Annotated in this window: 20 protein-coding genes; 5 read left to right on the forward strand and 15 right to left on the reverse strand. The window is 40.6% G+C overall.

Going from position 1 to position 25,897, the window contains the following annotated elements; genetic code table 11:
* Positions 1-63: 63 nt before the first annotated feature.
* From BVH04_RS07155 to BVH04_RS07205, 11 genes are all read right to left on the reverse strand, one after another.
* Positions 64-516: a MarR family winged helix-turn-helix transcriptional regulator gene (locus BVH04_RS07155; protein WP_086540795.1), complete on the reverse strand. Its 453-nt coding sequence runs from the start codon at positions 514-516 to the stop codon at positions 64-66.
* 159 nt (positions 517-675) lie between these two features.
* A complete protein-coding gene (locus tag BVH04_RS07160; protein WP_086540796.1) occupies positions 676-1,476 on the reverse strand; it encodes an alpha/beta fold hydrolase in 801 nt (266 codons plus the stop codon).
* A 79-nt stretch (positions 1,477-1,555) separates the two neighbouring features.
* Positions 1,556-3,145: an amidohydrolase family protein gene (locus tag BVH04_RS07165; RefSeq protein ID WP_086540797.1), complete on the reverse strand. Its 1,590-nt coding sequence runs from the start codon at positions 3,143-3,145 to the stop codon at positions 1,556-1,558.
* 132 nt (positions 3,146-3,277) lie between these two features.
* A complete protein-coding gene (locus tag BVH04_RS07170) occupies positions 3,278-4,093 on the reverse strand; it encodes an enoyl-ACP reductase FabI (RefSeq protein ID WP_086540832.1) in 816 nt (271 codons plus the stop codon).
* Between the two features lie 86 nt (positions 4,094-4,179).
* Positions 4,180-5,832 (reverse strand): DNA repair protein RecN, encoded by a 1,653-nt coding sequence (gene recN / locus BVH04_RS07175; protein WP_086540798.1) that lies wholly within the window; start codon positions 5,830-5,832, stop codon positions 4,180-4,182.
* 39 nt (positions 5,833-5,871) lie between these two features.
* Positions 5,872-6,774, reverse strand: a complete 903-nt coding sequence (gene porD, locus BVH04_RS07180) for a type IX secretion system protein PorD (RefSeq protein ID WP_086540799.1) — start codon at positions 6,772-6,774, stop codon at positions 5,872-5,874.
* Positions 6,775-6,802: 28 nt separating this feature from the next.
* A complete protein-coding gene (gene coaBC / locus BVH04_RS07185) occupies positions 6,803-8,011 on the reverse strand; it encodes a bifunctional phosphopantothenoylcysteine decarboxylase/phosphopantothenate--cysteine ligase CoaBC (RefSeq protein ID WP_086540800.1) in 1,209 nt (402 codons plus the stop codon).
* Positions 8,012-8,015: 4 nt separating this feature from the next.
* The gene (locus BVH04_RS07190) at positions 8,016-8,330 is read right to left on the reverse strand and encodes a DNA-directed RNA polymerase subunit omega (protein WP_086540801.1); all 315 of its coding nucleotides are present in this window, start codon (positions 8,328-8,330) and stop codon (positions 8,016-8,018) included.
* Positions 8,331-8,350: 20 nt separating this feature from the next.
* A complete protein-coding gene (locus BVH04_RS07195) occupies positions 8,351-9,259 on the reverse strand; it encodes an outer membrane protein assembly factor BamD (RefSeq protein WP_169714380.1) in 909 nt (302 codons plus the stop codon).
* A gap of 67 nt (positions 9,260-9,326) precedes the next feature.
* Positions 9,327-10,043: a T9SS type A sorting domain-containing protein gene (locus tag BVH04_RS07200; protein ID WP_086540802.1), complete on the reverse strand. Its 717-nt coding sequence runs from the start codon at positions 10,041-10,043 to the stop codon at positions 9,327-9,329.
* A gap of 169 nt (positions 10,044-10,212) precedes the next feature.
* Entirely contained in the window at positions 10,213-11,859 is a 1,647-nt protein-coding gene (locus BVH04_RS07205; RefSeq protein ID WP_086540803.1) for an OstA-like protein, read from the reverse strand.
* A gap of 48 nt (positions 11,860-11,907) precedes the next feature.
* Here BVH04_RS07205 and tilS point away from each other — a divergent pair, with 48 nt between their 5' ends.
* From tilS to BVH04_RS07230, 5 genes are all read left to right on the forward strand, one after another.
* Positions 11,908-13,227, forward strand: a complete 1,320-nt coding sequence (gene tilS, locus BVH04_RS07210) for a tRNA lysidine(34) synthetase TilS (RefSeq protein ID WP_086540804.1) — start codon at positions 11,908-11,910, stop codon at positions 13,225-13,227.
* Positions 13,228-13,230: 3 nt separating this feature from the next.
* Positions 13,231-13,746, forward strand: a complete 516-nt coding sequence (locus BVH04_RS07215; RefSeq protein WP_086540805.1) for a Crp/Fnr family transcriptional regulator — start codon at positions 13,231-13,233, stop codon at positions 13,744-13,746.
* Positions 13,747-13,893: 147 nt separating this feature from the next.
* On the forward strand, positions 13,894-14,829 hold the full coding sequence (gene mdh / locus BVH04_RS07220) for a malate dehydrogenase (protein ID WP_086540806.1): 936 nt from the start codon (positions 13,894-13,896) through the stop codon (positions 14,827-14,829).
* Between the two features lie 100 nt (positions 14,830-14,929).
* The gene (locus BVH04_RS07225; RefSeq protein WP_086540807.1) at positions 14,930-17,635 is read left to right on the forward strand and encodes a hypothetical protein; all 2,706 of its coding nucleotides are present in this window, start codon (positions 14,930-14,932) and stop codon (positions 17,633-17,635) included.
* A gap of 69 nt (positions 17,636-17,704) precedes the next feature.
* The gene (locus BVH04_RS07230; protein ID WP_086540808.1) at positions 17,705-19,360 is read left to right on the forward strand and encodes a mechanosensitive ion channel family protein; all 1,656 of its coding nucleotides are present in this window, start codon (positions 17,705-17,707) and stop codon (positions 19,358-19,360) included.
* A gap of 206 nt (positions 19,361-19,566) precedes the next feature.
* On the opposite strand, the gene BVH04_RS07235 is transcribed toward BVH04_RS07230, so the two are convergent.
* From BVH04_RS07235 to BVH04_RS07250, 4 genes are read right to left on the reverse strand one after another with little or no spacing between them, the layout of a single operon-like run.
* Positions 19,567-21,183, reverse strand: a complete 1,617-nt coding sequence (locus tag BVH04_RS07235; RefSeq protein WP_086540809.1) for a hypothetical protein — start codon at positions 21,181-21,183, stop codon at positions 19,567-19,569.
* 1 nt (position 21,184) lies between these two features.
* Positions 21,185-22,339 (reverse strand): DUF4249 domain-containing protein, encoded by a 1,155-nt coding sequence (locus BVH04_RS07240; protein ID WP_086540810.1) that lies wholly within the window; start codon positions 22,337-22,339, stop codon positions 21,185-21,187.
* A complete protein-coding gene (locus tag BVH04_RS07245) occupies positions 22,339-25,074 on the reverse strand; it encodes a TonB-dependent receptor (RefSeq protein ID WP_086540811.1) in 2,736 nt (911 codons plus the stop codon). Before BVH04_RS07245 ends, BVH04_RS07240 begins: the two co-directional genes overlap by 1 nt.
* Positions 25,071-25,793 (reverse strand): hypothetical protein, encoded by a 723-nt coding sequence (locus BVH04_RS07250; RefSeq protein ID WP_140160541.1) that lies wholly within the window; start codon positions 25,791-25,793, stop codon positions 25,071-25,073. The genes BVH04_RS07245 and BVH04_RS07250 overlap by 4 nt, the downstream gene beginning before the upstream one ends.
* Between the last annotated feature and the right edge of the window lie 104 nt (positions 25,794-25,897).

The following is a 25,897-nucleotide window of genomic DNA, read 5'->3' on the forward strand; positions in this document are numbered from 1 at the left end:
GGAAAAAAAGCATACATATTGTATTACTATTAAATGTATATACATATATATTTTTAAAAATTTTTAGCCTCTCATCTTATCTAATAGATCATTCAGAGTCTCTATTTCTTCAAGATTCAAATTGATAAAATCCCTATTTGCCTCTTCCACTTGAGGTCGTAGATCCTGAAGCAGATCCAGACCTTTCTGAGTGATTAAGATATCAACCTGTCTTCTATCATTGGGACATTCTGTACGAATGACAAGCTCCTTACTTTTAAGCTTTTCGACCAACCGACTTGCGTTAGACATCTTATTTAGCATTCGATCTTGAATAGAAGAAACTGTCGTAGGAATACCTGCCTGGCCTTTCAAAATTCTCAATACATTGTATTGCTCAGGTGAAATAGCATAAGGCTTGAAAAGGCTATTTTGAGCAGTTGCCAAATAACTCTGCGTGTAAAGAATATTTACCACCAACTTGTTGAACGGATCCTTAAATTCCTTTTGCTGGATCGCATCTTCGATTTTCCCCATTTCCTTGTTATTGTATTTAATGTATATACATTTAAATTGAAGGAAAGGTTTCCGATTTAAAAAACTTTATTGAAAAAAGATATTTGTCCCTTGAAAGAGTCTCTAAAAGTCAAATAAATTCCAATTACAAAAATTGACAAGTCATCATTTAAAAAAATATCAACCTCTCTCAATCAACCAATCTCCTATCAACCGATTGATCTCTTTGGGTTTCTCGATACAACTACTGTGTCCGGCACCTGGTATTCTATGCAATTTTGCCTTGCGTATGCTCATCTGGATGAACTTTGCTTTTAGTGGAGTAGTCGCTACGTCCTCATCCCCCACTATCACCATAGTAGGGCAAGTGATTCCTCCAAGCTCATTTTCAATTCCTTTCCTATATATCACACCATCGACAGCTCCTGTGACATTTCTTTTATTTGCTTTCAATTCAGACTTCCAAAAGTCAATTTTCTCAGAATTTAGTGGGTCAATTAGCCAGCTTTCAGCAAACATAATTTTCATCACCTTGCTTGCCACAGGCGGGATTATTCCCACCCATTTCACAATTCCATTGAGGGTTTTGTATTTAGGTATGTTTTCTACAGGTTCCGCATTAGCAGAAGTTTCCATCAGAATAAGACTTTTTATCAATTCAGGAAATCTAGATGCAAGCCTCATCCCTATAAATCCTCCCATAGAGAGCCCCGCAAAATGCACTGGCCCATCGCACAATTCTTTGATCAATTCCGCTGCATCTTCGGAAAGCGTATCCATATCAAAAGGCCCCGAGACTTCACTTTGGCCTTGTCCTCTATGGTCATAAGCAATCACGCGAAACCGAGTTTGAAGAAATTCTATTTGAGCACCGAACATCTTATGACTCCAGAGCAAGCCATGTGAAAAGACAATCGTTTCCTCCCCATTTCCTTGTTCCGTATAGAAAATATCAACTCCGTTTACATTGATTTGGGGCATTCTATTAGTTGTTTTTGAGTCATCTGCCAATACAAAATTGAACTGGCAGAGACCACTTTATTCAAAATTCAATTTTTGTTTACCAATCTAAACCTGGCTGGGTGATGGTATATCCTTCCTCTGCTTTTTGCTTATCCACTATCGCTTTCACATCTTCCAAAAGCTTTTTGGCATCATAGACTATTCCGTCCTTCACTGTGTATTTTACGCCACCCACTCGTGTTGGTTTATTATTTTCATCAATTCTGATCGCACCCGTTCCATAGAGAACTTTTAGATTCTGCAATGGATTCTCCTCTAGAATTACAAAATCCGCCAATTTCCCAACTTCCACCGAACCGATCTCCTTTTCCATACCTAGCAACTCTGCTCCATAAAGTGTCGCAGAACGAAGAACTTCGAGAGGATGAAAACCCGCCTCTCGGAGCAGTTCCAGTTCACGTATGTATGCAAACCCATAGAGCTGATAGATAAAGCCTGAATCAGATCCCGCTGTTACTCTTCCCCCTTTGTTTTTGTATTCATTTACAAAAGTCATCCAAAGGCGATAGTTTTCTTTCCACTGAACTTCCTCCTCTGTAGTCCAGTCAAACCAGTATGAACCGTGAGACTGCCGACTTGGTGCATAGAACCTCCAAAGTGATGGAAGAGTATAGACATCATGCCACTCGGCTGTACGTGCCCGCATCATATCGCGATTGGCCTCATAGATATTAAATGTAGGATCCAAAGTGAAATCAAGTGCCAGCAATTCATCCATCACTTTATTCCAATGATCTGAACCGGGTATGGCCGCTTGCTTCCATAGTTTGCCCGCCTCACCAAAGCGATGCTGCTCATTTTGGTAATTATAATCCAATCTAAAATCCTGAATCGTACGGTTTTCGAACAGCGCCTCAGGCAAACCGTACCAATGCTCCATGGAAGTCAAACCCGCTTTTGCAGAATTCATCACATTCCAACGAGCTACATCCAATTGCTGATGATGCATAGCAGAGCGAAGACCAATTCTCTTATTTTCTGATATCGCAGCTTCCATCACTTCTGGATTAGCTCCAAAAAATTTGATCCCATCAGCTCCATTAATGGCATTTTGAGTTACCCATGCTTTTGCTTGCTCTGCTGTGGTTATTGGAGCTTTTGCCCCTTGACCGAAACTGGTATAGGCCAATATCCTTGGTGCGGTAATTTCATTTGCCGCTGATCTTTTCTTCTGATCCAGCACCCAGTCCAATCCATTCCCCGCAGATGGATCTCGAATAGTGGTGATACCATGTGCCATCCATAGCTTAAATACATATTCCGCAGGCGTTCCCTGTCCTTGCCCACCGATATGTCCGTGGGAGTCTATAAAACCCGGGAGCAAATAGTGGCCTTCCAATTCATAAACCTTATCATCCGGACCTGCTTTTGGTCGACGATTTTCGTTGATTGGCATTCCAGGATAGCCGACTACCTGAATTTGAGCTATTCTATCCTTCTCTACCACAATATCCACTGGCCCCACAGGTGGTGCTCCTGTACCGTCAATCAGGATCACTCCTCTCAAAATCAATCGTCCATATTGCCCATCTCCCTCGTCACGGTCTGGAGCAGATTCTATTTGGGAAAAAGATGGAAGAGAAAGATAAAAGCTAAAAATAGCAAGGAGTAAAATTCTTTTTTTCATAGGTGACGATCTTATTAAGACCAATAAGTTAAGCTAAAAAGTCACAACAAAAAATCAAAAATAGATGAACAGCAAACACAAAAAAGCCCTAAGGGAATTCCAAAGGGCTTTAATAAGGATTGTTGGTGGTGTTTATAAATCCTTGAACTTTTCCATGATATCTTCAGAAATTCCAGTGAAAGAATATCCGCCATCATGAAAAAGGTTTTGCATTGTTACTAATCTAGTATAGTCGGAGAACATGGTTACGATATATTCTGCACAAGCTTCCGCTGATGCATTTCCCAGAGGAGAAAGTGATTCAGCGAAATTGTAAAACGAATCAAATCCGCCAATTCCAGTTCCAGCTGTGGTTTTAGTAGGTGATTGAGAGATTGTATTTACCCTTACTTTCTTCAACTTTCCAAATCTATAGCCATATCCACGTGCGATGCTCTCAAGCAAAGCTTTGGCGTCAGCCATATCTGTATAAAAAGGAAATACTTTCTGAGCGGCAATGTAAGATAGACCTACAATCGATCCCCACTCATTCATGACATCTTGTTTTTCAGCTACTTGCATCATCTTGTGAAAAGAGACAGCCGACACATCATATGACTTCATCGCCCAGTCATAGTTCAGATCACCATAAGATCTTCCCTTCCTGATGTTCGGAGACATTCCGATGGAATGCAAAAGAAAATCAAAGTTTCCTCCAAGATACTCTTTTGCTTCAGCGTAGAGCTTTTCGATATCTTCCGTGCTCGTAGCATCCGCAGGAATCACGATGGCGTCACATTCCTTTGCAAGGTCATTGATAGCACCCATTCTCATAGCAATTGGCGCATTGGTCAACACAAATTTTGCTCCTTGCTCTTTAGCTTTGAGCGCTGTTTTCCACGCAATTGAGTTCTCATCAAGAGCACCGGTAATGATTCCCAGTTTTCCTTTTAGCAAATTATCTGGCATATAGCTAGGGGGGTTATTTTCAAAAATATTGCCCAAAAATAGGAAAAAATAATCATTCAAGCCCCGAAATTGATGGAATGCACGAATTACCGACGTAATAACTCCTTGGCACTTTCTATAGCCGAGGAAGATGGTGAAGCGCCTGAAATCATTTTGGCAAGCTCCAGCACACGTTCTTCTTTTTCAAGAAGTTTAATTTTACTTACTGTTTTCTCTGAAGAATTATCCTTGTAAACAAAATAATGAATATCTCCCTGCCCAGCTACCTGAGGCAAATGCGTAATGCAAATAACCTGATGCTTCTTAGAAATCTCCTGCATCATCCCTACCATCTTCAAGGCTACTTCACCAGAAATCCCCGAATCAATCTCATCAAAGATCAAGGTAGGCATCGCCATTTTATCTGCCATCAGGTATTTGATTGCAAAGAGTAACCTGGAAAATTCACCGCCAGAGGCCACTTTTTTCAACGGCTGTGGTGCAGATCCTTTATTCGCAGAAAAGAGCAATTCTATCTCATCCATTCCATTCGAGGATGGTTCGATGGATTTATGCTCCATGACGACTTTGGAATTCTCCATACCAAGTCCAGCAAGTAAGCTTTCAAGTGAGCTTTGGAAATCCTTGAAGCTTCCTTGTCTTTTTTTACTTAGAGCTTTGCCCGTACTCGCCACTTGTTCCTTACTCTCTTCAAGCTCTTGCTTAGCTTTTGCTAGGGTTTCGTCCAAATTCTGAACCTGAAAAACTTTATCCGCAAGCTCTCTTTCTAACTCCATCAATTCTTCCACAGAAGCTACACCGTGCTTTTTCTGAAGTTGATAAATTTTGCTCAGTCTATCTCTGATTTCATCCAAGCGCTCAAAATCCACTTCCACCCTGCTATCTTCATCTCCCAGCGTCTGTTCAATATCTTTCAATTCAATATTTACCGCTTGAAACCGCTCTTTTAAGGAAGCAAACACATGAGCCAATCGCTCCAAAGATTGCATTCCGTGCTGGACTTGAGACATTCCTTGCGTGATCCCAAACTGCTCATCCTGAAAAAGATTAAGCATCTCATTGATCTTTAGTTTAATTTCCTCCGCATTCTCAAGGACTTCCTGAATTGATTCCAGTTCAGCTTGTTCATTCTCTTTCAGGCCTAAAACACTCAATTCCTCTAATTGGAATTGATTGAAATCAGCTTCTTTTTGTAGCTCAATAGCTTTTTTGCTTAGCTCATTGAAAGTCCTATTTGCTTTTTGAAAGGACTTGAAATCAGCTCTGTATTTTTTAAATTCTTCCTGGGTCTGAGCAAATGCATCAATCAAACTCAGCTGATAGCTCCCCTCGCCCAGCTGCAATGTATCGTGCTGGGAATGTACATCCATCAAAAAGCCTCCCAGCGTCTTCAAAGCGTCCAACAGGACGGGGGTGTCATTCACGAATGAACGGGATTTTCCAGCCGGGCTGATCTCTCTTCTTATGATACAGGTAGGTTCGTAGTCCAATTCAGCCTGATCAAAGAATTCTTTCAATCCATAATTAGCTATATCGAACATTCCTTCGATGACGCACTTTTTATCATCATGTAGCAATACTTTAGTATCAGATCTATTTCCTAAGAGCAAACCTACAGCACCAAGCATAATGGATTTACCGGCGCCAGTTTCGCCGGTTATCATACTTAGTCCTGGACTTGGCTGCATGTGCAGCTGGTCAATCAGAGCATAATTGGAAATGCTAAGAGATTTGAGCATGGGTAAAGAATTCGTTTGGGCAAAACTAAAAAATCGAGCTTAACTTTTCAGCAGCTCATTGTACTTTCTTGCATTGTTTGGGTCAACTTCCAAAAGCAGCTCCACAATTTCCGTCCGGATCTCAAGAGAAGCATTTTTCATAACCGACGCAATCTCGTCGCTTTTTGCATCCATAAATGCAATGGTAAATATTCCATTGGGCTGGGTTCTATTGGCTTCAGCCAAAATCCGAAGTGCTTCTAGCATATTACCATATGCCTCATCAGGACGAATCTGAAGAATATCAAGGCCTTGACGGTGATATAAATAATAGGCATCTCGAATGACAGAAAAGACCGAAGATGTATAAATATCATTAGTTAAGGCATAGCGGTTTCTACGATCAGAGGAACTTTGCACCCAACCAGGTCTGCCTGATTGCTGTGCGTTATTTACTATATCATTTGCTGCCGCAAAGAATTCATCACCTCCACGATTTTCGAACGTATCATAATCCAAGCCTAATGCGATATGTGCATAGAATGCCAATAAAGAGCTGATATTGTTCAAAAATGTAAACCTATTGAACTCCAATGGCTGAGATTCTATGTAATCAAAACTCCAGTTCCTATCGGCAAAATTAAAAACCAGGCTTTCATAATTTGTACCATAAACAGGTCTAACAGTCTGTATCTGCACAGTGGCAGTATAGGTTCCAACCTGTGGAACGTCATTGATCGTGATGAGAAGATTTCCTTTTATTCGTTCTTCAGGACGAAATTCATCAGTAGTCCAGGATCTACCGTTGAGAAATTGCTCAAAGCTGGTCTTCATCTGGCTAAACACATCTGTATTCTGGATTCTGGCTCGCTCGCTGTTGATGGTGACTGTGAAATTCAGCTCCTGAGAAAAGCCAATGAGTGGGTAGCAAATGAGGAGTAATAGGAAAATTCCTTTTTTCATAGTCTTAAAAATAAGGATATATCTATGCTCAAATCCAAACCGGGATATTTTTGATTTGATCTACTATCAGACTGGCAATTTGATTTTTTGGAGCAATGTCGGATTCAACCGTTAATCCAGAGGCATGAAAAATATGCACTTTATTTGTATCCAGTTGAAATCCTGCTCCAGACTCTTTCATTGAATTAAGTACAATCATGTCAAAATTCTTCTTGGTAAGCTTCCTCCGTGCATTTTCAGCTTCATTCTCTGTTTCCAAAGCAAAGCCAATATGTACTTGGTTATGCTTTTTCTTAGCTCCGAGCTTTGCTGCGATGTCTACATTTTTCACCAAATCTATCGAAAGTGTAGAATCGCTTTTCTTAATTTTCTCAGGATAAATTTCCGCTGGAGCATAGTCTGCCACAGCAGCTGCAAAAACGCATATGTCCATTTGATCATGAATCTCGGAAGAAGCCATGTACATTTCTTTAGCTGATTTCACATCCTGCCAATGAAAGCTATTTTTATTTACTCTCAAAGAAATCGGTCCCGAAAACACAAAGACTTCTGCTCCTCTGGAAAGAAAAGTATTTGCCAAAGCAAGCCCCATTTTACCACTGGAGTGATTGCTAATGTATCTCACTGGATCTAGTGCCTCTTGCGTTGGTCCCATGGTGATCATTACTTTCTTCCCATTGAAGTCAGTCTTGATCGCAAAAAACTCCTCGACTTTTGCAAGAATATGCTCTGGCTCCATCATCCGACCTTGACCAGATAGTCCACTCGCCAACTCGCCTGATTCAGCATCAAGGATTGCATTTCCGAAGGACTCTAATTTCTCAATATTTGAATGTACCGAAGGATGCTGATACATGTCCAGATCCATCGCCGGAGCTACCATGACAGGGCATCTGGCAGATAGATAGGTAGCAGAAAGGAGATTGTCACAGATACCGTTGGCAAATTTCGCCAAAGTATTAGCACTTATGGGTGCAACCAAAAATAAATCAGCCCAAAGCCCTAGCTCCACATGATTATTCCAAACTCCCGTTTCGTCCTTCTGAAATTGGCTTAAAACAGGTCTCTTGGAAAGTGTAGCTAAGGTGAGCGGAGTAATAAAGTCAAAAGCAGAAGTGCTCATAATGATTTGCACTTCTGCTCCCGCTTTGATTAGTAAACGAGTAAGAATCGCGGACTTGTAAGCAGAAATGCTACCCGTCACACCTAATATAATTTTCTTACCCCTGAGGCTCATAAAATTATTCGCCTGCTGGTTCCTCTGGAAGTCTGTGATATATTTTATCTTCCATGAATTCCTCCAACGCTAAAGCGCTAGGCTTAGGCATTCTTTCGTAAAACTTGGAGATTTCAATTTGCTCCTTGTTTTCAAATACCTCTTCCAAATTATCAACAGTAGAAGCAAACTCAGAAAGCTTGATATTCAACTCTTCCTTCAAGGTGTTAGAAATTTGCTTTGATCGCTGCCCTATTACATGAAGAGACTCATAAATATTTCCTGTCTTATTAGCGATTTTATCAAGATCTCTAGTAATGATGGATGGATTAACTGCCATATTCTTATTTGATTATAGTTCTATTTAATTTCTACTTTTTCTAAAGGTTTGACCTCTAATGCTTTTGCTTTTTGCTCAGCTAATCGTTCAGCATATTCTTTTTGAAGAACAGCGTGAGAAGCCAACTCTTCTTTTGCTTGCTCTTCTATTTCTTTCACTTTACCAGTATAAGGGCTGGTTGGGTACTTGCGATAAAATGTAGTCGCAAAACCTAAAGCATCTTTTAACCTCTCCTCTTTTTTGAGGAATGCGCTATTCTCGGCATATCCAGTACTTACTTCCACAAGTTTGTAAGCAAGCTCTTCATTATGCTCGCTTTCAGGGTAATCCTTTGTGAAATTCTGAAAGTTAATAATGCATGCTCGATAGAAATCACCAGGATACAAGCCGTCTTTAAGTCTATAGTACATAGACGACTCCATGTAGGCTTTCTGTTCAAATCTACCTTGCAAATCAACAAGCATTTCCATTGCCCGCTCATAGCTAGCTGACGCAGGGAACTTGGTGACAAACTGCTGAATCGCAGCCACTGCTTCTCGAGAACTTTGCTGGTCAAGATTAGCATCAGGAGCATCAAGGTAAAGAGAATAAGCGTTCATAAATAACGCCTCTTCTGCCAATGGGCTTCTATTATAGGTTCTGTAGAAATTGCTGAAATAGCCAGCAGCCTCGATATATCTCTTAGTCTTGAAATGACAATTGGCATAATTATAATCCGCCAACTCAGCCTTTTCACTTCCTCTAATCACAGGTAACACCTTATCATAAAGGATAATAGCTTTATTATATTCTCCTTCCTGATAATATTTGTTTGCACCCGCATAAAGCTCCTCCCAGTTTGTGCTTTTCTCAAGCTTGTTGAATGGACCACAGGAACTTGCAGCAAGTATAATGATTAATAGTAGAATGGATTGTACGCGCATTTTCATTTTCAAGACCGCAAATATACGGGATAATTATTCGGATTCAAATGGATGATTGCTGTGAAGTCAAGTCTTACTTCTTGACGAAGAGCTTCTTGGTCACAATATTCTTATTGTCCAAGAAAAGGGTGTAGAAATAAATCCCAGGGTTAAAATCAGACACATTTATTACCAAGGAGTTTCTTTCTGGATCAAGTTCATAATCTGCTATGGGATTCCCAATGAAGCTGTTTATTGCAATTCTTGCCTTAACAGACTGATTTTTGAAGTTGTAATCTAGCTGAGCTGTTCTCACACTAGGGTTTGGATAGACGTCACTAAGCACGATATCCTTATAATCAAACTCATTTACTTTTATTGCTGGATCATCTACTTCATACCTAGCTTCAACGACAAAAAGGTCTCTTAAATTGCTCTCATTTACAAAAGATAAATCAAAAGATCCTTTCGTTTCAGCTATTCCCATATCAAATTCCAGATACAAGTCAGTCAACAATTCGCCAGGTTCCAAGGTCAATTTAATTTTCGCAAGCTCTTTTTTCGGATCGTAGCACTGATCTCCGATACAAAGTCTTACTTTCTGAGAAGAGCCAATATTGCCACGAAGAGTTTTCAGAAGATATGTTTTGACTTGGTTAGTTTCGTTTTGCAGGATTATTGTTTTACGTTGGGTAGAGCCCAAATCCCCTCTAAATTCAATACCATCACTCAGCACACGCACTTGTTGGGCTTCCGCTATAACGGGAACCAACAGCCAAAGCCACGTAAAAAATATGAGTGATCGTTTCATGTAGAGTTTTAATCGATATGCTTTCAGTATTTGTAACTATATTCAATATACGGACAAAAGTAAGCCAATGGCTATGTAATCTGTGAAAAATGCGGTTAAAATCTGTTAACCTTTATGTAATTTTTTCGCCTTCAACACGTTACCCACTGTCCTCATACCACAAAAATGGTTATGGACTCTGTTTTTCTGGTTTCCAACCGCGTTTTTCTAGTGATTTTAGGATTTCTTCATCTGTTGGTAAAATCAATTCTACCTCTGGAAGATTAAATAAATTTTCTGCATTCGGGTCGATTTCTTCGGGTTTTCTCCAGGCATATATATCCTCCATGGTGGGTTTTTCTTCAAACCTCCAACTGAAACCTTCGAGTCTGGAATTCTCCTCATTGATGAGTTGAAAAGGGGTAAATTTCCCGTCGGGTTTTATACCGTAAGTTACGCGCTGAATAGTGCCATCTTTAAATCTGAGTTTAATATTCGCGCTCAGGGTTTTATTAATTCCCTGGGAAATAGTGTCTGCTTGCAACACAAAGTAAAGCGACTCTCCATTTCCATCAATATCAATCTTGTCCATTTGACCATTTTCAAAATAGCCAACCATCGTCCTGCCTTTCATCTGGTTGAAGTTCCTTATCGTATCCTGAGTGATAACAAATACTTTGTCCTTCATAAACACACGATCCAGCTCCTCATTAGCTATGTAAAACACCATGCTATCGGCAGTAATCTGACTTTTCTGGTTCCACATCACAGGATCTTTGAAAAGCTGAATGGATGAGTCAGAAAAATTATAAACCAATGAATCTGCCACTCCTGACAAATCTGATTTTACCAACTTTACAGACCGGAAAGCCAGTAAATATTTCATAGAATCCACCTCACCATCTTGTGAGATCAAGGAGTCAGAAGCCATATATAGGGTGTCTTTTTCAAAATACCTTCTGACTAAGGCATTCCCGTGTACCAAGCTATATTTGCGCTCCTCCCAATACTCCCCAACTTCCCCGAAAACCTCTACTTGCCGTTCTTTATTGAGTATACTCACATCTTCTATCCCCTCGTAATATGCATCCAGCTCACTGTAGAACAACTCTTGGGCTTTTATTCGGCTAGTTTCTGTCTCTACCACCCCATCGTAAAACCTAAACTTTTTCGCCTGAGTATCATAAAAACTACCGTTCTGGGCATCGAGAGTATTCCCTTCTTTTGAAATTAAATTGGTCAATCCTTTTGTCTCTGCAGTCTTTGGAATAGTGAGGTAAATCAAATCATTGGTTTTCATCGTGTAGTCAGGATTGACTAGCACTACGTTATTCTTAAAAGTGATTTTCTCATTACTCACCTCATACGTACCGAGCTCGCTCGTAAGCACATTTACTGAATCGACTACTTCCCCGTCATTATAATAATAGGCAATATTGCCGGCACGATCATAATCCAAGTATTCCGTTTTCAGCGTGGTTTTATCATTAGTAAATACGACGTTGTTCCGAAGCTTGGCAAGCTGAGTATTCCCATCGTATTCTGCATACCTACTCGTAGTCTTTACCGGATCTACCTCATCCACTATCCTTACATTACCGAATAGCCTTGCTTTATTTTCTTCTCTAAAAAAATGTGCTGAGTCACAAAAAATCAATGTATTCTTATGCTTCATCTCAACGTCGCCCAACAACCGCTCAAAGCCTTTTGCACCGATCCCGATCAAAACATCAGCCCTGTTAATATCCAGCGTGGATTTTCCCTGAGCTTGGGACGAAAATGAAAAGGAGCAAAAAGCCACTAAGAAAAATGAAATCCGAAATAAGGTTGTAGTCATAGCTGCACGAATGTGGGCAAAATTAGCAGAAAATGATATTTTTGATCAATGGTTGAAGCTTTTATCCGGCATATCCGGAACAAATCTATTTTAGATCCCTCCAAAACCTACCTATTGGCAAGCAGTGGCGGAATGGACAGTATGTGCTTAGGCAATCTTCTTACCAAAGCGGAAATCCCTTTTGAGATAGCCCATGTCAATTTCCAATTACGGGCAAAGGAAAGCGACGGGGATGAAAACTTTCTCAGAAATTGGGCGAATTCCTTTGGGAAAACATTCCATGTTCATCATGCCGAAACTTACGCCTTCGCATCAGAGAGAAATATCTCTACGCAAATGGCAGCCAGAGAGATTCGCTACGATTGGTTTGAAAAACTAAGAGTAGAGCGAAATCTGGCTGGAATCATTTTGGCGCATCATGAGGACGATCAGATCGAAACTATTTTCCTTAACCTTCTTCGAGGTACAGGTATAGAAGGGATTTATGGAATGGCAGAGCGTAGAGGCTGGTTAATTCGTCCACTATTGCCTTTTGCAAGAGAGGAAATCAAAGCATATATACTCGAAAATCAGATCGAATGGCGAGAGGACAGTTCCAATGAAAAGACGGACTATAAGAGAAATAAACTCCGCCACATCAGCTTACCAGCACTATACTCTACCGCTGATGATGCCAAGTCAAATTTATTGAACAGTTTCGCTAGACTGAAAGACACAGGTAAAGCTTTTGCTGTGCTTTTTGAAAGCTGGAAAATTGAAAAAATTCAGGACTCGGATGGGCTACAAATCCTTCCGTTAACTGATATTTTGAGGAAGGCTGGAGCAACATCGCTTCTTTACTTCTGGCTTCGCCCGTTTGGTTTCAATTCCGATCAGGCACAAGATATTTTGGAAACTTGTCAATCTGGCGATTCTGGAAAATTATTTGAAAGCCCTTCCCATTTGCTCAATCTTGACCGAGACCGGCTGATTTTGGCACCGATACCCAGTCAGTTTGACTCCATCTCGATTTCTGAAAGTGATATAGAGTTTCTTTTACCTGAGGGGAAGTATGAAATTCTCAAACTGGAAGGCAAAGAGGCTCTAGATAAAACCCGGCAAAATGCCATGCTCGACCTAGAGCGTTTGAGTTTCCCTTTAGAAATCCGCAGCTGGCAAGAAGGTGATCGATTTATTCCCCTCGGAATGAAAAATACCAAGAAAATCTCTGACTTTTTGATAGATTTGAAAGTACCTGTGGTGAAAAAACATGCGGTAAAAGTATTACTTTCCGAAGGTCAAATAGCCTGGGTTATTGGTTTTAGAATCGCTGATTGGGCAAAATCAACGGCAGCTACAAGAAAGTTACTTTATCTAAAAAAACGATAAGCAATGCGCAATCCATTTTCTAAAACATACACTGAGGCGGAGGAGCAAATGTTCCATTTTCTTGGACAGATAAAGTTTTTTGAGAGCTTGAAAGAGAAGGAAATGGCTCGATTTATCCCTGCGATGCATCACCGAAAGTATGTGAAGGATGAAGTAGTTTTCTTCAGCAAAGACCCAAGTCAAGCACTTTATTTAGTCAAAAGCGGAGACATCAGCCTCACCATTGACATTAAAGACAATTTCGAAACTATATTTGAAGTCAAAAGAGGTGAAGCATTCGGAGAAAACTCTTTGCTTGAAAATGCAAAGAGAACTTACACCGCGCTAATCGTATCTGACGAGTCCGAATTAATTGTAATTCCTCACTTTGCCATGCAGGAGATTTTTGACAGCAACCCAAAGATCAAAGCAAAAATGATGACCTCACTCACTGAATACTATAATCAAAACAACCAACGACTTTTTCGCTCTTATCGGGAATCGTTTGGCTTCTTCAGCCTCCGCCAGATGTTTGAATAACACACTTCAAACCCGCTAGCTCGCACTTGTCAAAAAACCTTAATTACTTCCAAAGTATTATGGAGTCAGTTTCGAATCCTAGGCATTGTTTGATATCTTAGCCCCGCTTTTTAACGCAAAATATTCATATTAAACTCTATAAATCTAATGAGCAAAGTAACCGTAGTAGGAGCTGGTAACGTAGGCGCAACTTGTGCCGATGTATTGGCTTATCGAGAAATCGCTGAGGAAATTGTCTTAATTGATATCAAAGAAGGTGTAGCCGAAGGTAAAGCACTTGATATTTTCCAAAAAGCCCCTATCAATCAATACGATAGCCGTACCACAGGAAGCACAAATGATTATAGCAAAACTGCTAATTCAGATGTAGTAGTAATCACCTCAGGCCTTCCTCGTAAGCCAGGCATGACTCGTGACGATTTGATCGAAACCAACGCCGGTATCGTGAAGTCAGTGACTGAGAATGTAATCAAGCACTCTCCAAACGCAATCATCATTGTGGTTTCTAACCCACTTGATGTAATGACTTACCAAGCGCATATCACTGCTGGTATTTCGAGAAATAAAGTAATAGGCATGGCGGGTATCTTGGATACTGCTCGCTACAGAGCCTTCCTTGCAGAAGAATTGAACGTGTCTCCGAAAGATATTCAGGCTATCCTTATGGGTGGTCATGGTGATACCATGGTTCCTCTTCCTCGTTACACTACAGTAGCTGGTATTCCGGTCACTGAATTGGTAGCACAAGACAAGCTCGATGCAATCATCGAAAGAACTAAGTTCGGCGGTGGTGAGCTAGTGAAGCTAATGGGTACTTCTGCATGGTATGCACCAGGTGCTGCAGCTGCGCAAATGGTAGAAGCTATCTTGAAAAATCAAAGAAGGGTATTCCCTGTTTGTATCAAACTAGAAGGTGAATATGGAATCGACGATTGCTATCTAGGTGTACCGGTAATTCTTGGCAAAAATGGTGTAGAGAAAGTATTGGAACTAGACCTAAATGCTGAAGAAAAAGCACTTCTCGAGACTTCTAGAGGTCATGTGAAAGAAGTAATGGAAGTTTTGAACAAGCTGGGTAAGTAATCCTAGCAGTTTTATATATCAGACCTGAGATTCTCTTGCATTTGTGAGAGTTTCTTAGGTCTGATTTTTGTAATATGCCATCTGAATCATCCTTGAGCCTGTGAAGATCTGGAAAAGCTTACTTATACTTTTTATTACCATTCTCTTCGCCGGAGGAGGCTTTTGGATCTACAAATCCTACTTTTCATCCCGCCAAGTCAATAGTCTTGAAGTAATTAGCCAAAATGCTGTTTTCGTCTTTGAAACGTATGAGGGTGCTGAGCAATGGAATACTTTAGTCAATGACCCGGTCTGGGAAATTTTAAAAGCACTCCCCGCATTTCAGCGATTATCTGATCAGCTCATTACGCTGGACAGTCTAAACGGAGGTTCCGGAGAAATCGCCAAATCCATTAACGGCCAACAAGCAACTATCAGTCTTCATCCCACCGGTATTGAGACTTTCGAATTACTTTTTACAGTAAATCTCAAACCATCAACCGCGACAGATTTCATTGACGAAATTAAGTCTCGTATTCCATCTGGATCACGATTCCAACCCAGACAATATTCAGACAAGGACGTGTTGGAATATTACGATCCGGACAACAACAGGCTTTGGAGTATTTCTTTACTGGGCGATCTGGCTGTGATTTCTTCCTCTTCCTTCTTGGTGGAGGAGGCCATCCGCTTCTATGTAAATGAAGATCAGCAAAGCTTTTACTCCTTAGTGAAGTCAATTCCATATAACTCAGATGCGCAAGGAAGGCTTTTACTTGCGGGCAAAGGATTGGGTAGCTTGTTGAAGGGAATCGGTGGACAAAGAGAGAGCAGTACCATTGCTGCATTGGAAATCATGCCTGGAGTGGTGGCCATGGATATATATCTGGAAGAAAATCAGATGGTTTTCAAAGGCCCGGTGATCTATGATGAGGAGGTGAATTTCACACCTTCCATTCAAGCTAACCTTGCTGCTATCGAAGATGTGGTTTCTAATCGTACCCTTGCGCTCACGCAGATTAATTTAGAAAGCATATATGAGACGCAAAAAATAGCTAATCGTGCGTTTACAGCTAGAGCGACTTTCAGCGGTGACATACAGCGCAAGCTCCTAGACAAAGGTTTCTTGGATAGCTTCACTGGAGAATTATATTTGCTTGATCTGGAAAATGCAGGCGGAGTAGATAAAAATCTAGCGCTATTGGCAAGAACTAGAGATGCCGATTTAGCAATCCAGCAACTCAAAGAATTTCAAGAAAGTGAAAGTGATGAAGGTTCTGATTTCTATTCGGGGCACGAAATACTATTCCTTTCCGAAGAAGATTTCCCAGCCCATTTATTCGCAGGGAAATTCCCGGGGTTTGGGCAGACTTTCATCACCTCAGAGAATGACGTGTTGATCCTAGCCAATTCCCAGCAAGCCATGAAGCTGGTCTTGGACGACATCAGTTCTGGAAGTACTTGGGGCAAATCCTCCAGAGCACCTGAAGCTAAGAAGGACTTGAGTCCGACCTCGGGTTTCAGTAGATTGTATTTGACGGATCACATTTGGGATTCCTGGACTAAAAAAGCCAATCCATCCTGGAGCTCTTTCCTTCAGAAATACTCTGAAGCGTTCCAATCCTTCCCATGGATTTCATTTAAAATAAATCAGCTCCAAGATAGAACTGAGGCGACATTGAGCTTCCCGTATGACGGTGAATCCATTCCAAAGATCGAAACTACCGACCCTATCTCTTTGCAGCCAAGCAACAGAATCTCCTTTGATGAACGATTGATTTATGGGCCAAAATCTATCATTAATTATCAAGACAATACGGAGGATTTGCTTGTACAAGACCAAAACAATGTCCTCCACCTGATCAATTCCGCAGGTCAGGAAGTTTTCTCAGAGCAGCTTACAGGCCCGATTGTATCGGATGCTTTCCAAATTGATTACTACAAAAATGGAAAGCTTCAGTTGCTAGTAGCGACCGCAGACAAAATCTACGGAATCGACAGATTGGGTGATCCGCTTCCTTCCTATCCAATCAGTATAAGCGGAGAAAAGATCACTCATTTCAATCTCGTTGATTACAGCAATTCAAAAGACTATCGGTATTTTATTAGTACTGAAGGAGGTAATTTATTCTTACTTGATAAGACTGGAGAAAAACTGGAAGGTTGGGATCCGAATCGAATAGGAGCCAAAACTATCGGAGCTCCGACACATTACCGTGTTCCCGGAAAAGGTGATTTCATGGTGGCCTTGACGGAAAACGGAAAACTTCAGCTTTTCAACAGAAGAGGAGAAAGTCAATCTGGTTCTTCCGTCAAGCTCGCAGACTCCTTCAATTCTGGTTTGATCGCTTGGAGAGATCCAAAATCCCGATCCACACTGCTTGTTGGGATTACCAAAAACGGTGAGGTGATTCATTCGAATTTCAACGGAGAAATCGGATACAGAAATCAATTGATCAAAAATGACCGTGACAGTGAATTCCTGTTGGTAGCAGATCAAAAACAAAACGATTTTGTCTTCATCTCGCGTCAGTTTAATGAAGTAAGTGTGCTCGATAGAAATGAAAAACCACTTTTCAGCATGCGGGTTTCAGATGAAAATCTGGTCTATCAATATTTTGACTTCGGCTCAGATAGGCAATTATTCGCGATAACAGATCTCAATCAGGAGTTTTGCTATTTGTATGACCTAAAAGGAAATCTGCAAACCACCATGCCGCTGGAAAGCACTGGTCCAATCCAAATCACGTATCAGTCATCCTTGGGTCAGTATTTGATCAGAACAGTAAGTGGCTCTACCCTCACAGAATTCCAGTTGGCAGATTAGGCATATCAGGATTCCCTTGGGCTTCGCCTTATGATTGGCTAACTTGCAAAAAAATCACCAATTCAACCAATGCTGAAAAAGTACCTCCTGCTATTATCCCTACTTATTTGGATTAGCACACACTCTTTTGCACAGCTGATTTCAGACAATCAGGATATTTACAAAGTTGGCAATTCGGTCAATCTGAGTTCTCCTTACCACACTACGCTTTCCTTTTTCTACAATCTAGAGGACGGACATTATCAGCCGGAAAATGCAGCTAAGACGCTTGATCTTTCTGATTATAAGGACAAAAATGGCCAGCGACTGGCTGTAAAATTGAAGCAGATTTTTGAGGGAAAAGGGATTTTAATCCGAACCAACGAAATCCCAAACGAACAAAATTATTCTGACAGCACCTCTGCAGCTGACGAGAATATCTATTATTTCGACAAGCAAAAGCTCCCTGGCATCTTCCTGCAAAAGACTGGCGAAAACTGGAAATATTCCGCCTTTAGTGTCAGCCAAATAGACGAGCTACACTCAGAAACCTATCCTTATGGCACGGCAAAGCTGCTAAACATCCTTCCTAAGATTGGAAATCAGGAATACCTGGGACTGCAACTATGGCAACTCGTGGGCTTATTTATCCTTCTTTTACTGCTCTTTCTCTCGCATTGGATTTTCACTTTAGTGGTGGACAAATTAATGCTTTATGTCTTCAAGAGGTATGGCTATGCCAAAGTTGGAGAAGATTACATCCTTCCCGTGGCACGAGTGATAAGTTTCTACTTGATAGTAGTTTTACTATCACTTTTTATCCGTGTTCTTCAGCTGCCTATTGAGATATGGTCATGGGTATTGATCGTGCTTAGAACGCTTAAGCCATTCCTGATTACCATCATTTTCTACAAATTGGCAGACGTGGTAGCTGCATACTTTACCAGACTGGCAAACAAAACAGAATCTACTCTAGATGATCAATTGGTGCCTTTGATGCGCAAGACGCTCAAAGCATTTGTGATCATCGTAGGGACATTGTTTATCCTCCGGGATGGACTCAACTTGGATATTATTCCATTCCTGACAGGTCTTTCTATAGGTGGTGTAGCTATCGCCTTGGCTGCTCAGGATACGATCAAAAACTTCTTCGGCTCAGTGATGATTTTCATCGACAAGCCTTTTCAGGTTGGTGATTGGATCACTTCAGGAGAAATAGACGGGACTGTAGAAGAAGTGGGTTTTAGATCTACACGAATTCGGACTTTTAGAAATTCCCTGATGTATGTACCAAATGGTAAAATCGCTGATGCAATTCTGGACAATCATGGGCTACGTCAATACAGAAGATTCTATACCACGCTGACAATCACCTACGACACTCCTCCAGCATTGATCGATGAGTTCGTAAATGGACTTCGAGAAATCGTACTAGCTCACCCAAATACCCGAAAGGACGGATATCATATCTATTTCAATAACCTATCTTCTTTCAGCCAGGACATTATGTTTTACATTTTCTTCGAAGTCCCTACTTGGGGAGAAGAACTGCAATCCAGGCATGAAATATTGGTACAGATTGTCAAGCTGGCCAATTCTATCGGCGTGCGCTTTGCATTTCCTACTCAGACGTTGCATATGGAATCTTTCCCTGAGAAAAAGACGCTCGTTCCAGAATATACCGGAGGTTACGAAGCAAAAGTGAGTGAGTTTGTCCAACGAGAGTTGAAACGTAAAGCCGAATAAAGAACCATTCACGAGAGCTAGAAAATCCTACCCAGCAATGAATTTCGCTCTTGCAGAGCTTTATTAATTGGACAAATCCTCTTATTCCCAGCCCTCGAAGGTAGGGCTATTATATCTTGGACTTTTCATCTCTTTTTTCACTAAAAGGCAAAATCATAAACTGTGCCCTCTTCGAACTTCGTGGTTAATCGACTGTCAAGAAAAAATCACTTCACTTCAAAAGTTCTGGTGTAGCCTTTAAATTCTCCTTGCTGAGTTATAGTTTTCACAGTAATCTGATACTTCCCTTTGAGATCAGGCACTGTGATTTCAATAGAATTTCTAAGCGGAGAAGTGTCAGGTATTTCAGACCAAAATAATATAGTTCTCCAATCCATGATATTCTGATCTTGGCGAGGTGCATCAAAGAGTGATTCAGCAGACACTACTTTAGGTTGAATTCCTTCATAGTCGAGGTAGATGCCATTGGAAGGAATAGGAAATCCTCCAAAGTCATTCTTATACGAACTGAAGCTCATCACTCCTGGAAACTTCTCTTCATTTAAGAAAAAAGTTCGGGTCAATACATCAAGTTTTTCAAACTTAGTAGGGTCGAAAGCTGCAAGCAAATCCGAATCAAAAATAGGCAGTGCATCAATCAGCATGAGTGGGTTTGAGTCAAAACCAGTATCTAGAACTTCATCAAGCGCTCGAAACTCCTTTTTCTTCTTGATTGATTTTACTGAAACTTCCTGCACATATTCTTTGACCACCGTCTCAACCGTTTCAAAGCGTGTGTAATCATCAAGTAAGTACGTCCTATCTTCTACAAACCCTGTGACAACCGGAAATAAAGTAGCGTCAAACTCATTTACATAGTATCCTTCGACTTGCCCTCCCTTTAGCAATTCTTTAAGAAAATTCTGATCAGCTGGACTTATTTCAAGTTCGGGAAAAACAAAATTGCTTTTGAAATGAGTAATAGGTGCTGGCGAAATAATCCCAAAATCTAATAAGCTTTCATTTTTATCAGCCTGTGCAACCAAATATTTCCAGTTTTTCATTCCACCCGCATCAAAGAACATGCTGCCATCAGAATCAGGCCGATCTGTAAAGAGGGCAGACTTTTCACCGTGTAGTGACAGGTAGTACAGCTGCTTCGTATCACCAGCAACCTCCTCTACTTTGGCCTCAATTACATGTCCGAAAAGCTCAGGAATTAAGCTATGCTCATCTATAGTATCGTAAGCTCTCGCTGAGGAAATCATTAATTGATCAGTCAAAAATGGATTTTCAGACGCTACACTTACTTCACTTATTTTACTTCCCATAGGTAGCTCTATAGTTAATTTGGATCCAGGCATATTCACGTCCTGAGACAGATTTATCCCATTCGAACCTTGAGCTAGAGCAACACTCTTTCGCTGCGCAACTACAGTTGGGGGGACATTTCTATTAAAGACCGTAATGAATTGCTGAACTAAGCCATTTTCTAAATTTTGGTATGGGCTTACTCTTGTAAATACCCGAAGCAGGTAGTTGTCTGATGGCAGATTAGTTGGGAGCTGTAGAAAGTTGAAGCTTTTTCCATCCTCCAGAGGCATCTTAGCAATAGCAACTGATTCATTATATCGATTAACAAGTTCCGCATAGATGATCTTGGACTCGGCGGGAGAATTGTCATGATAAGCCTGACTGGCTATCCAAACCCGCTCTCCTCCAAAATAAATTGTCTTGGGAATAGAAAAATCAACTGTCTCACCACTTAGAATCTGACCGATTGTCACCTGAGAAAAGCTAAGGATTAGGAAGATAGATGCGAAAAATTTATGCGTTAAGCTCATATTAATCCTCCCAAAAATCAGGTTTCACATTTGTTCCTCTCAATGTACAATCCGTACAACGTCTTGCAGCTCCTTGATAGCCTATTGGATTAAATGTTCCTTCGGGAATAATGGGAACTACAGGCACAAAACTTCCGCTAGCAAATAATTGACTGTACTTTTCCATCAGAACAGTGTCCGGCTCAATAAAACAGCTAAAATAAGCTGGCACTTCAGCCCTCCATGGAATCACCTCCCTCGCATCCACAAATAATCTTCGTTGCTTGACTGTCCCCAAACTCACATAACCGACTACAGGAGCATCTGGGTTTTGATCATTGTTGACATTTCCTCCGATGTTGGAAGGTAATGGGCTGAATATCGAACCAAGGTCATTCGTGTTTTTGCGCAGAATTTCCCAAAACTCAGAAGCCTTTTTATCCAGCGCTTTCTGAGAAATAAGAATACTATAGCGTAAAGATAGCCTCTCATCATTTTGCAAAATCTGAGTGATGGACTGTCTAAACACAAACTGATCTTCAAATCTGGAGGAAGTTTCCAAAATCAAATCGGCACTTACTCCTCCTCTATAGCACAAACTAGTTCGCTCATCTACTCCTCTAATAACGACTTCTTCTCGCTCTGTATCATATCTATAAGTAGATGAGATTTTTGGTCGGAATGCATAGGTTTCCTCATATGTCCATAGGAAGTCATCTGCATTTTCATCTCCTTTGGTAGTCAAATATATCTCTGCTCCTAGCTCGTTTTTCACAAAGCCAACATCGATAATTTCAGGAGTAAGGATTGGCTTAAGCAATTCTGAAGTGTAGCTTTTTCCATCATTAGTTGAAATATAAAGCCTGTACTTATCCTCTTCAGCTATATCATAAGCAAATTCAAACTCCCCATTCCCCAAATCAGCTAATGGAAATTCTTCTCCTGACTCTGACATCAGGTATACCACCGCACCTGGGTAACTTGGTGAAAACGAATCGTCCGTTTGAATATTCCTGGTATAACTGAGTTTCAACCTACTTGGCAACCCATCTGTATCCAAATACCCTTCCACCACCAATACTGATAGATCTGCAGGTTCAATTTCCGGATTGAAAGGCTCTCTACATCCAGTGATGAATAGGATACAGAAAAATATAATTGTGACAAGTCTATTCATCAGAAACGGAAATTGTATGTAATAAATGGAATAGGCTGAGCAAAAATAGACAATTGATAACCTTTCAGTTGTCCATTTACTGGAGTGTAATACACTGAATATGGATTACTTCTACCCAACAGATTGTAAACTCCAAGTGACCAAGACGAATGTGCCAGTTTCTTAATCTTATGGCTTCCCTCTAGATTTATTGAGAAATCAATTCTGAAATAATCAGGGATTCTATACGCATTTCGCTCAGAGAAATAAACGCGTTCCGAACCGGCATAGTCAAACTTAGAGATCGGCAAAGTAATCGGCCTTCCGGTACTGTAATTAAGATTCAGAGAAGTGTTTACACGCTTGCTCAACTCATAATTGGCAGTAAGCACCAAGTGATGAGGCTGATCAAAATTGCTGGAATAGTATTTTCCGTTGTTGATTTTCTCTATGCTTGGATCATCAGAGGTCTTCATTAAAGAGCGAGAATAAGTGTAAGCCAAAGATCCTTTGAGCGATCCCGTACTTTTCTTCAACAACAGCTCCAAACCGTAGGCTTTCCCATCCGAATTCAATACGTCCTGCTCTATATTTTCATTGAGAATAATATTGGCTCCGGAGCGATAATCCAGCAAATTGGCCATGTATCGATAGTAAACCTCCGTAGAAAATTCGAGTCTATTTTTTGCGAGATTTCGATAATAACCCAACGAAGCCTGCCCTCCAGTCTGTGGTCTGATATACATGTCACTCAGCTTCCAAGAGTCTGTAGGAGCAATAGAGGCGGTATTTGATAATAGGTGGATGTTTTGTCTCATGGTATTAAAACCAGCTTTCACAGATGACTTGTTATCCAGCGTGTATCTGGCAGACACCCTGAATTCTGGTCCATGATACGTTTTTACGGTATTGCTGTTATCAAATGTTTCCTCGCCGATTACATTACTATCAGTAATGGGCGCTCCCGGCACGTATTGATTCACTGTCATTGGCCCCAGCAGTTGATAAAGCATATATCTACCTCCATAGCTCACAGAAAGCTTTTCAGAAATAGTATATTCATCTCCGAAATAAACCGAAATCTCTCGCGCATTTTCCTCATCCAGCTCTTTGTCTATCACTATGGATTCAGGGCCGTAAGGCTTATTACTTCCTGGATTCAAAGAGTACTGAATGCCATGAATACCAAAGTTCATGATATGATTCTCATTCTTTCTGTATTCAAAATCCGCCTTAAAAAATAGCTGATTAACATTGAAGCCAAAATTGAATGAGTTTAAGGGATTCTCTTGCCCTATGATTCCAAATTCATAATTATCGCTCCCTACTGAAAACCTTCCTTCCAGTGCGTCATTGAAAAAGTGCTTCAATCCCAGCGCTACATTTAGATTTTGATAGGAATAGGTAGTATCTGGATCAAACCGAAAATCATCCTGACTTAGGTAAGCTGTCAGTTCTAATGTGTTTTTCTCATTGATATTATGCTGGATATTCGCATTGATGTCATAGAAAGTGATTTTACTATCATTCAAATCTGCCTCGTCATCCAATAGATCCAATGCCCAATCGGAGTAAGTCGTCCTTCCCCCCACCATAAAGGTTGTTTTCTTACCTATAGGCCCATCCAAACTGAGCCTACTCGTGAGGATTCCTAGTCCTCCGGAGCCTCCAATTTTGTCAGACCTGCCAAACTTAGGATCCACTTTCAATACTGAAGAGAGTCTTCCTCCATAATTCACCGGGATGGATCCTTTGTAAAGCTCTACTCCGTTTACAATGTCGGCATTGAATGCTGAGAAAAAGCCGAATGCGTGAGTAGGATTGAAAATCGTAGAATTACCATACAAGATCAAATTTTGATCCGCCGCACCGCCACGCACATTAAATCCGGATGTGGCTTCACCGACAGTATTCACCCCTGGCATTATCAAGATACCTTTTAGTACGTCCACTTCGCCCATCACTGAGGGAAGCCTCTTCACCTCAGCTATAGTTATAGACTGTACGCCCATGTCGAGTTTGTTCACATTGGACAATGCTCCTGAGCTAACCACCACTTCATCAAGTGAAAGTATCGTCTCTTCAACACTCATGTTGAGTACTCCATCTCCTTTCAGCTCTATCTGACGCTGCTCTTGATAGCCGCCAATGTTTTGCACCCAAATGGTGTGTCTCCCTTTGGGAAGAGTCAGTTGATACGTACCATTTTGATCCGTAGCTATTTGGTTATAATTGATTTTTTCCAAAACTATAGCTCCATTCATAGGCTTTCCTGACTCTATGCTCGTCACTAAGCCACTTAAAATAGCTGTTTTAGATTGAGGGTTGTCCACAGACTTCCCTATTACAAAGCGTTTGTTCTTGTCAAAAGCGCTTAGGGAATCTCCAGCGTTTGCCAGATTATCCTGCCTATCCTGTACTTGGAAATAATCATCTGGAAATTCAATTTGTATTCTTTGGCCTTTGCTTACCCAAATACGATTAGAATTATCTATAGAATAAGTCAAGTCAGTCTCTTCAATAACTTGATTCAAAATCATCTTGATATCCGAATCATTTGCCTGTAGGTTGACTTGAATATTTCGTACGTCTTCCTTTTTATAATAAAATTTAAAGTCAGTTTCAGCTTCTATCCTGGCAGTGAATCTTTCAAAGGAGAGTCCCAAATACATTCCAGATAGCTTAGGGGTAGTTGTCTGAGCCTTCAAATCACCAAAAAAGCAAACGACTAAAATCAACAGTAGAATTCTTTTCATTCGACAAAACCGTTAAAAGTTTCAGCCTTACTTTCCCTTAGGGCAGCCAATTCTAGAATGTATTTTTCCTTATCCATGGAGAAATACAGAGACTTACCCCTGAAGTATTTTTTCACTTCTTTCTTATTCAATCCCAGACTTTTAATTGCTTGTTTTTTCTTTCTGATAAGGACAAATTCATCCTCGTACCAATAGAAGTAATCTTTTTTCTCTACAAATCTATGGGTATATCTCCCCACCTCATTTGTTGGATCTTCAAACTTGTAATGCTTTATGAGGACTTTGACCTCGCCGTCTTTTAGCACATGGTAAAATCCATTTCTATTATAGGCATAAGAATCGTTACCAAGAAATCGCCTAAACAAACCACAATCCTTGAGTCGAAATTCTTCAATCTTCTCGGACTTGATTAAAATCTTTTGACGGTAAATAGGGTGGAATGTGATGACTACATCAACATTCTCATCATACAAGAGAGGCACCTCGGTATAGCTTATCTTATTAATGGACAACGTCCCTTCTCCAAATTTTCTGTCCAAATAGTACGGATCTCCATCATAGTTCATGGGTGGCTCCTGATATCGCCCCCCCGTGATGAGTTCTTGGAAGTATGGCAACTGCTCTTTATACAGGGACAAATAAGTCTGCGACTGCCCAAATGAGTTGGCAGTCATTATAAAAAACAGAAGAAAAGGTGTAAAAAAGTTTATTTTTAGCATATGTTCGACCCTATACTAGATCAGATTAGACTCTCTTTTACATGGAATAATTTGAACGGCAAATATAGTATTTAAATGGATTAAGACCTTAATTTTTCAATAAA

Source organism: Algoriphagus antarcticus (assembly GCF_002150685.1).
GTDB classification, from domain to species: Bacteria; Bacteroidota; Bacteroidia; order Cytophagales; family Cyclobacteriaceae; genus Algoriphagus; species Algoriphagus antarcticus.

Coding starts and splice junctions, on each gene's coding strand:
- BVH04_RS07155 (WP_086540795.1), bottom strand. CDS start 516: ATGGGGAAAATCGAAGATGCGATCCAGCAAAAGGAATTTAAGGATCCG.
- BVH04_RS07160 (WP_086540796.1), bottom strand. CDS start 1,476: ATGCCCCAAATCAATGTAAACGGAGTTGATATTTTCTATACGGAACAA.
- BVH04_RS07165 (WP_086540797.1), bottom strand. CDS start 3,145: ATGAAAAAAAGAATTTTACTCCTTGCTATTTTTAGCTTTTATCTTTCT.
- BVH04_RS07170 (WP_086540832.1), bottom strand. CDS start 4,093: ATGCCAGATAATTTGCTAAAAGGAAAACTGGGAATCATTACCGGTGCT.
- recN (WP_086540798.1), bottom strand. CDS start 5,832: ATGCTCAAATCTCTTAGCATTTCCAATTATGCTCTGATTGACCAGCTG.
- porD (WP_086540799.1), bottom strand. CDS start 6,774: ATGAAAAAAGGAATTTTCCTATTACTCCTCATTTGCTACCCACTCATT.
- coaBC (WP_086540800.1), bottom strand. CDS start 8,011: ATGAGCCTCAGGGGTAAGAAAATTATATTAGGTGTGACGGGTAGCATT.
- BVH04_RS07190 (WP_086540801.1), bottom strand. CDS start 8,330: ATGGCAGTTAATCCATCCATCATTACTAGAGATCTTGATAAAATCGCT.
- BVH04_RS07195 (WP_169714380.1), bottom strand. CDS start 9,259: ATGAAAATGCGCGTACAATCCATTCTACTATTAATCATTATACTTGCT.
- BVH04_RS07200 (WP_086540802.1), bottom strand. CDS start 10,043: ATGAAACGATCACTCATATTTTTTACGTGGCTTTGGCTGTTGGTTCCC.
- BVH04_RS07205 (WP_086540803.1), bottom strand. CDS start 11,859: ATGACTACAACCTTATTTCGGATTTCATTTTTCTTAGTGGCTTTTTGC.
- tilS (WP_086540804.1), top strand. CDS start 11,908: ATGGTTGAAGCTTTTATCCGGCATATCCGGAACAAATCTATTTTAGAT.
- BVH04_RS07215 (WP_086540805.1), top strand. CDS start 13,231: ATGCGCAATCCATTTTCTAAAACATACACTGAGGCGGAGGAGCAAATG.
- mdh (WP_086540806.1), top strand. CDS start 13,894: ATGAGCAAAGTAACCGTAGTAGGAGCTGGTAACGTAGGCGCAACTTGT.
- BVH04_RS07230 (WP_086540808.1), top strand. CDS start 17,705: ATGCTGAAAAAGTACCTCCTGCTATTATCCCTACTTATTTGGATTAGC.
- BVH04_RS07235 (WP_086540809.1), bottom strand. CDS start 21,183: ATGAGCTTAACGCATAAATTTTTCGCATCTATCTTCCTAATCCTTAGC.
- BVH04_RS07240 (WP_086540810.1), bottom strand. CDS start 22,339: ATGAATAGACTTGTCACAATTATATTTTTCTGTATCCTATTCATCACT.
- BVH04_RS07245 (WP_086540811.1), bottom strand. CDS start 25,074: ATGAAAAGAATTCTACTGTTGATTTTAGTCGTTTGCTTTTTTGGTGAT.
- BVH04_RS07250 (WP_140160541.1), bottom strand. CDS start 25,793: ATGCTAAAAATAAACTTTTTTACACCTTTTCTTCTGTTTTTTATAATG.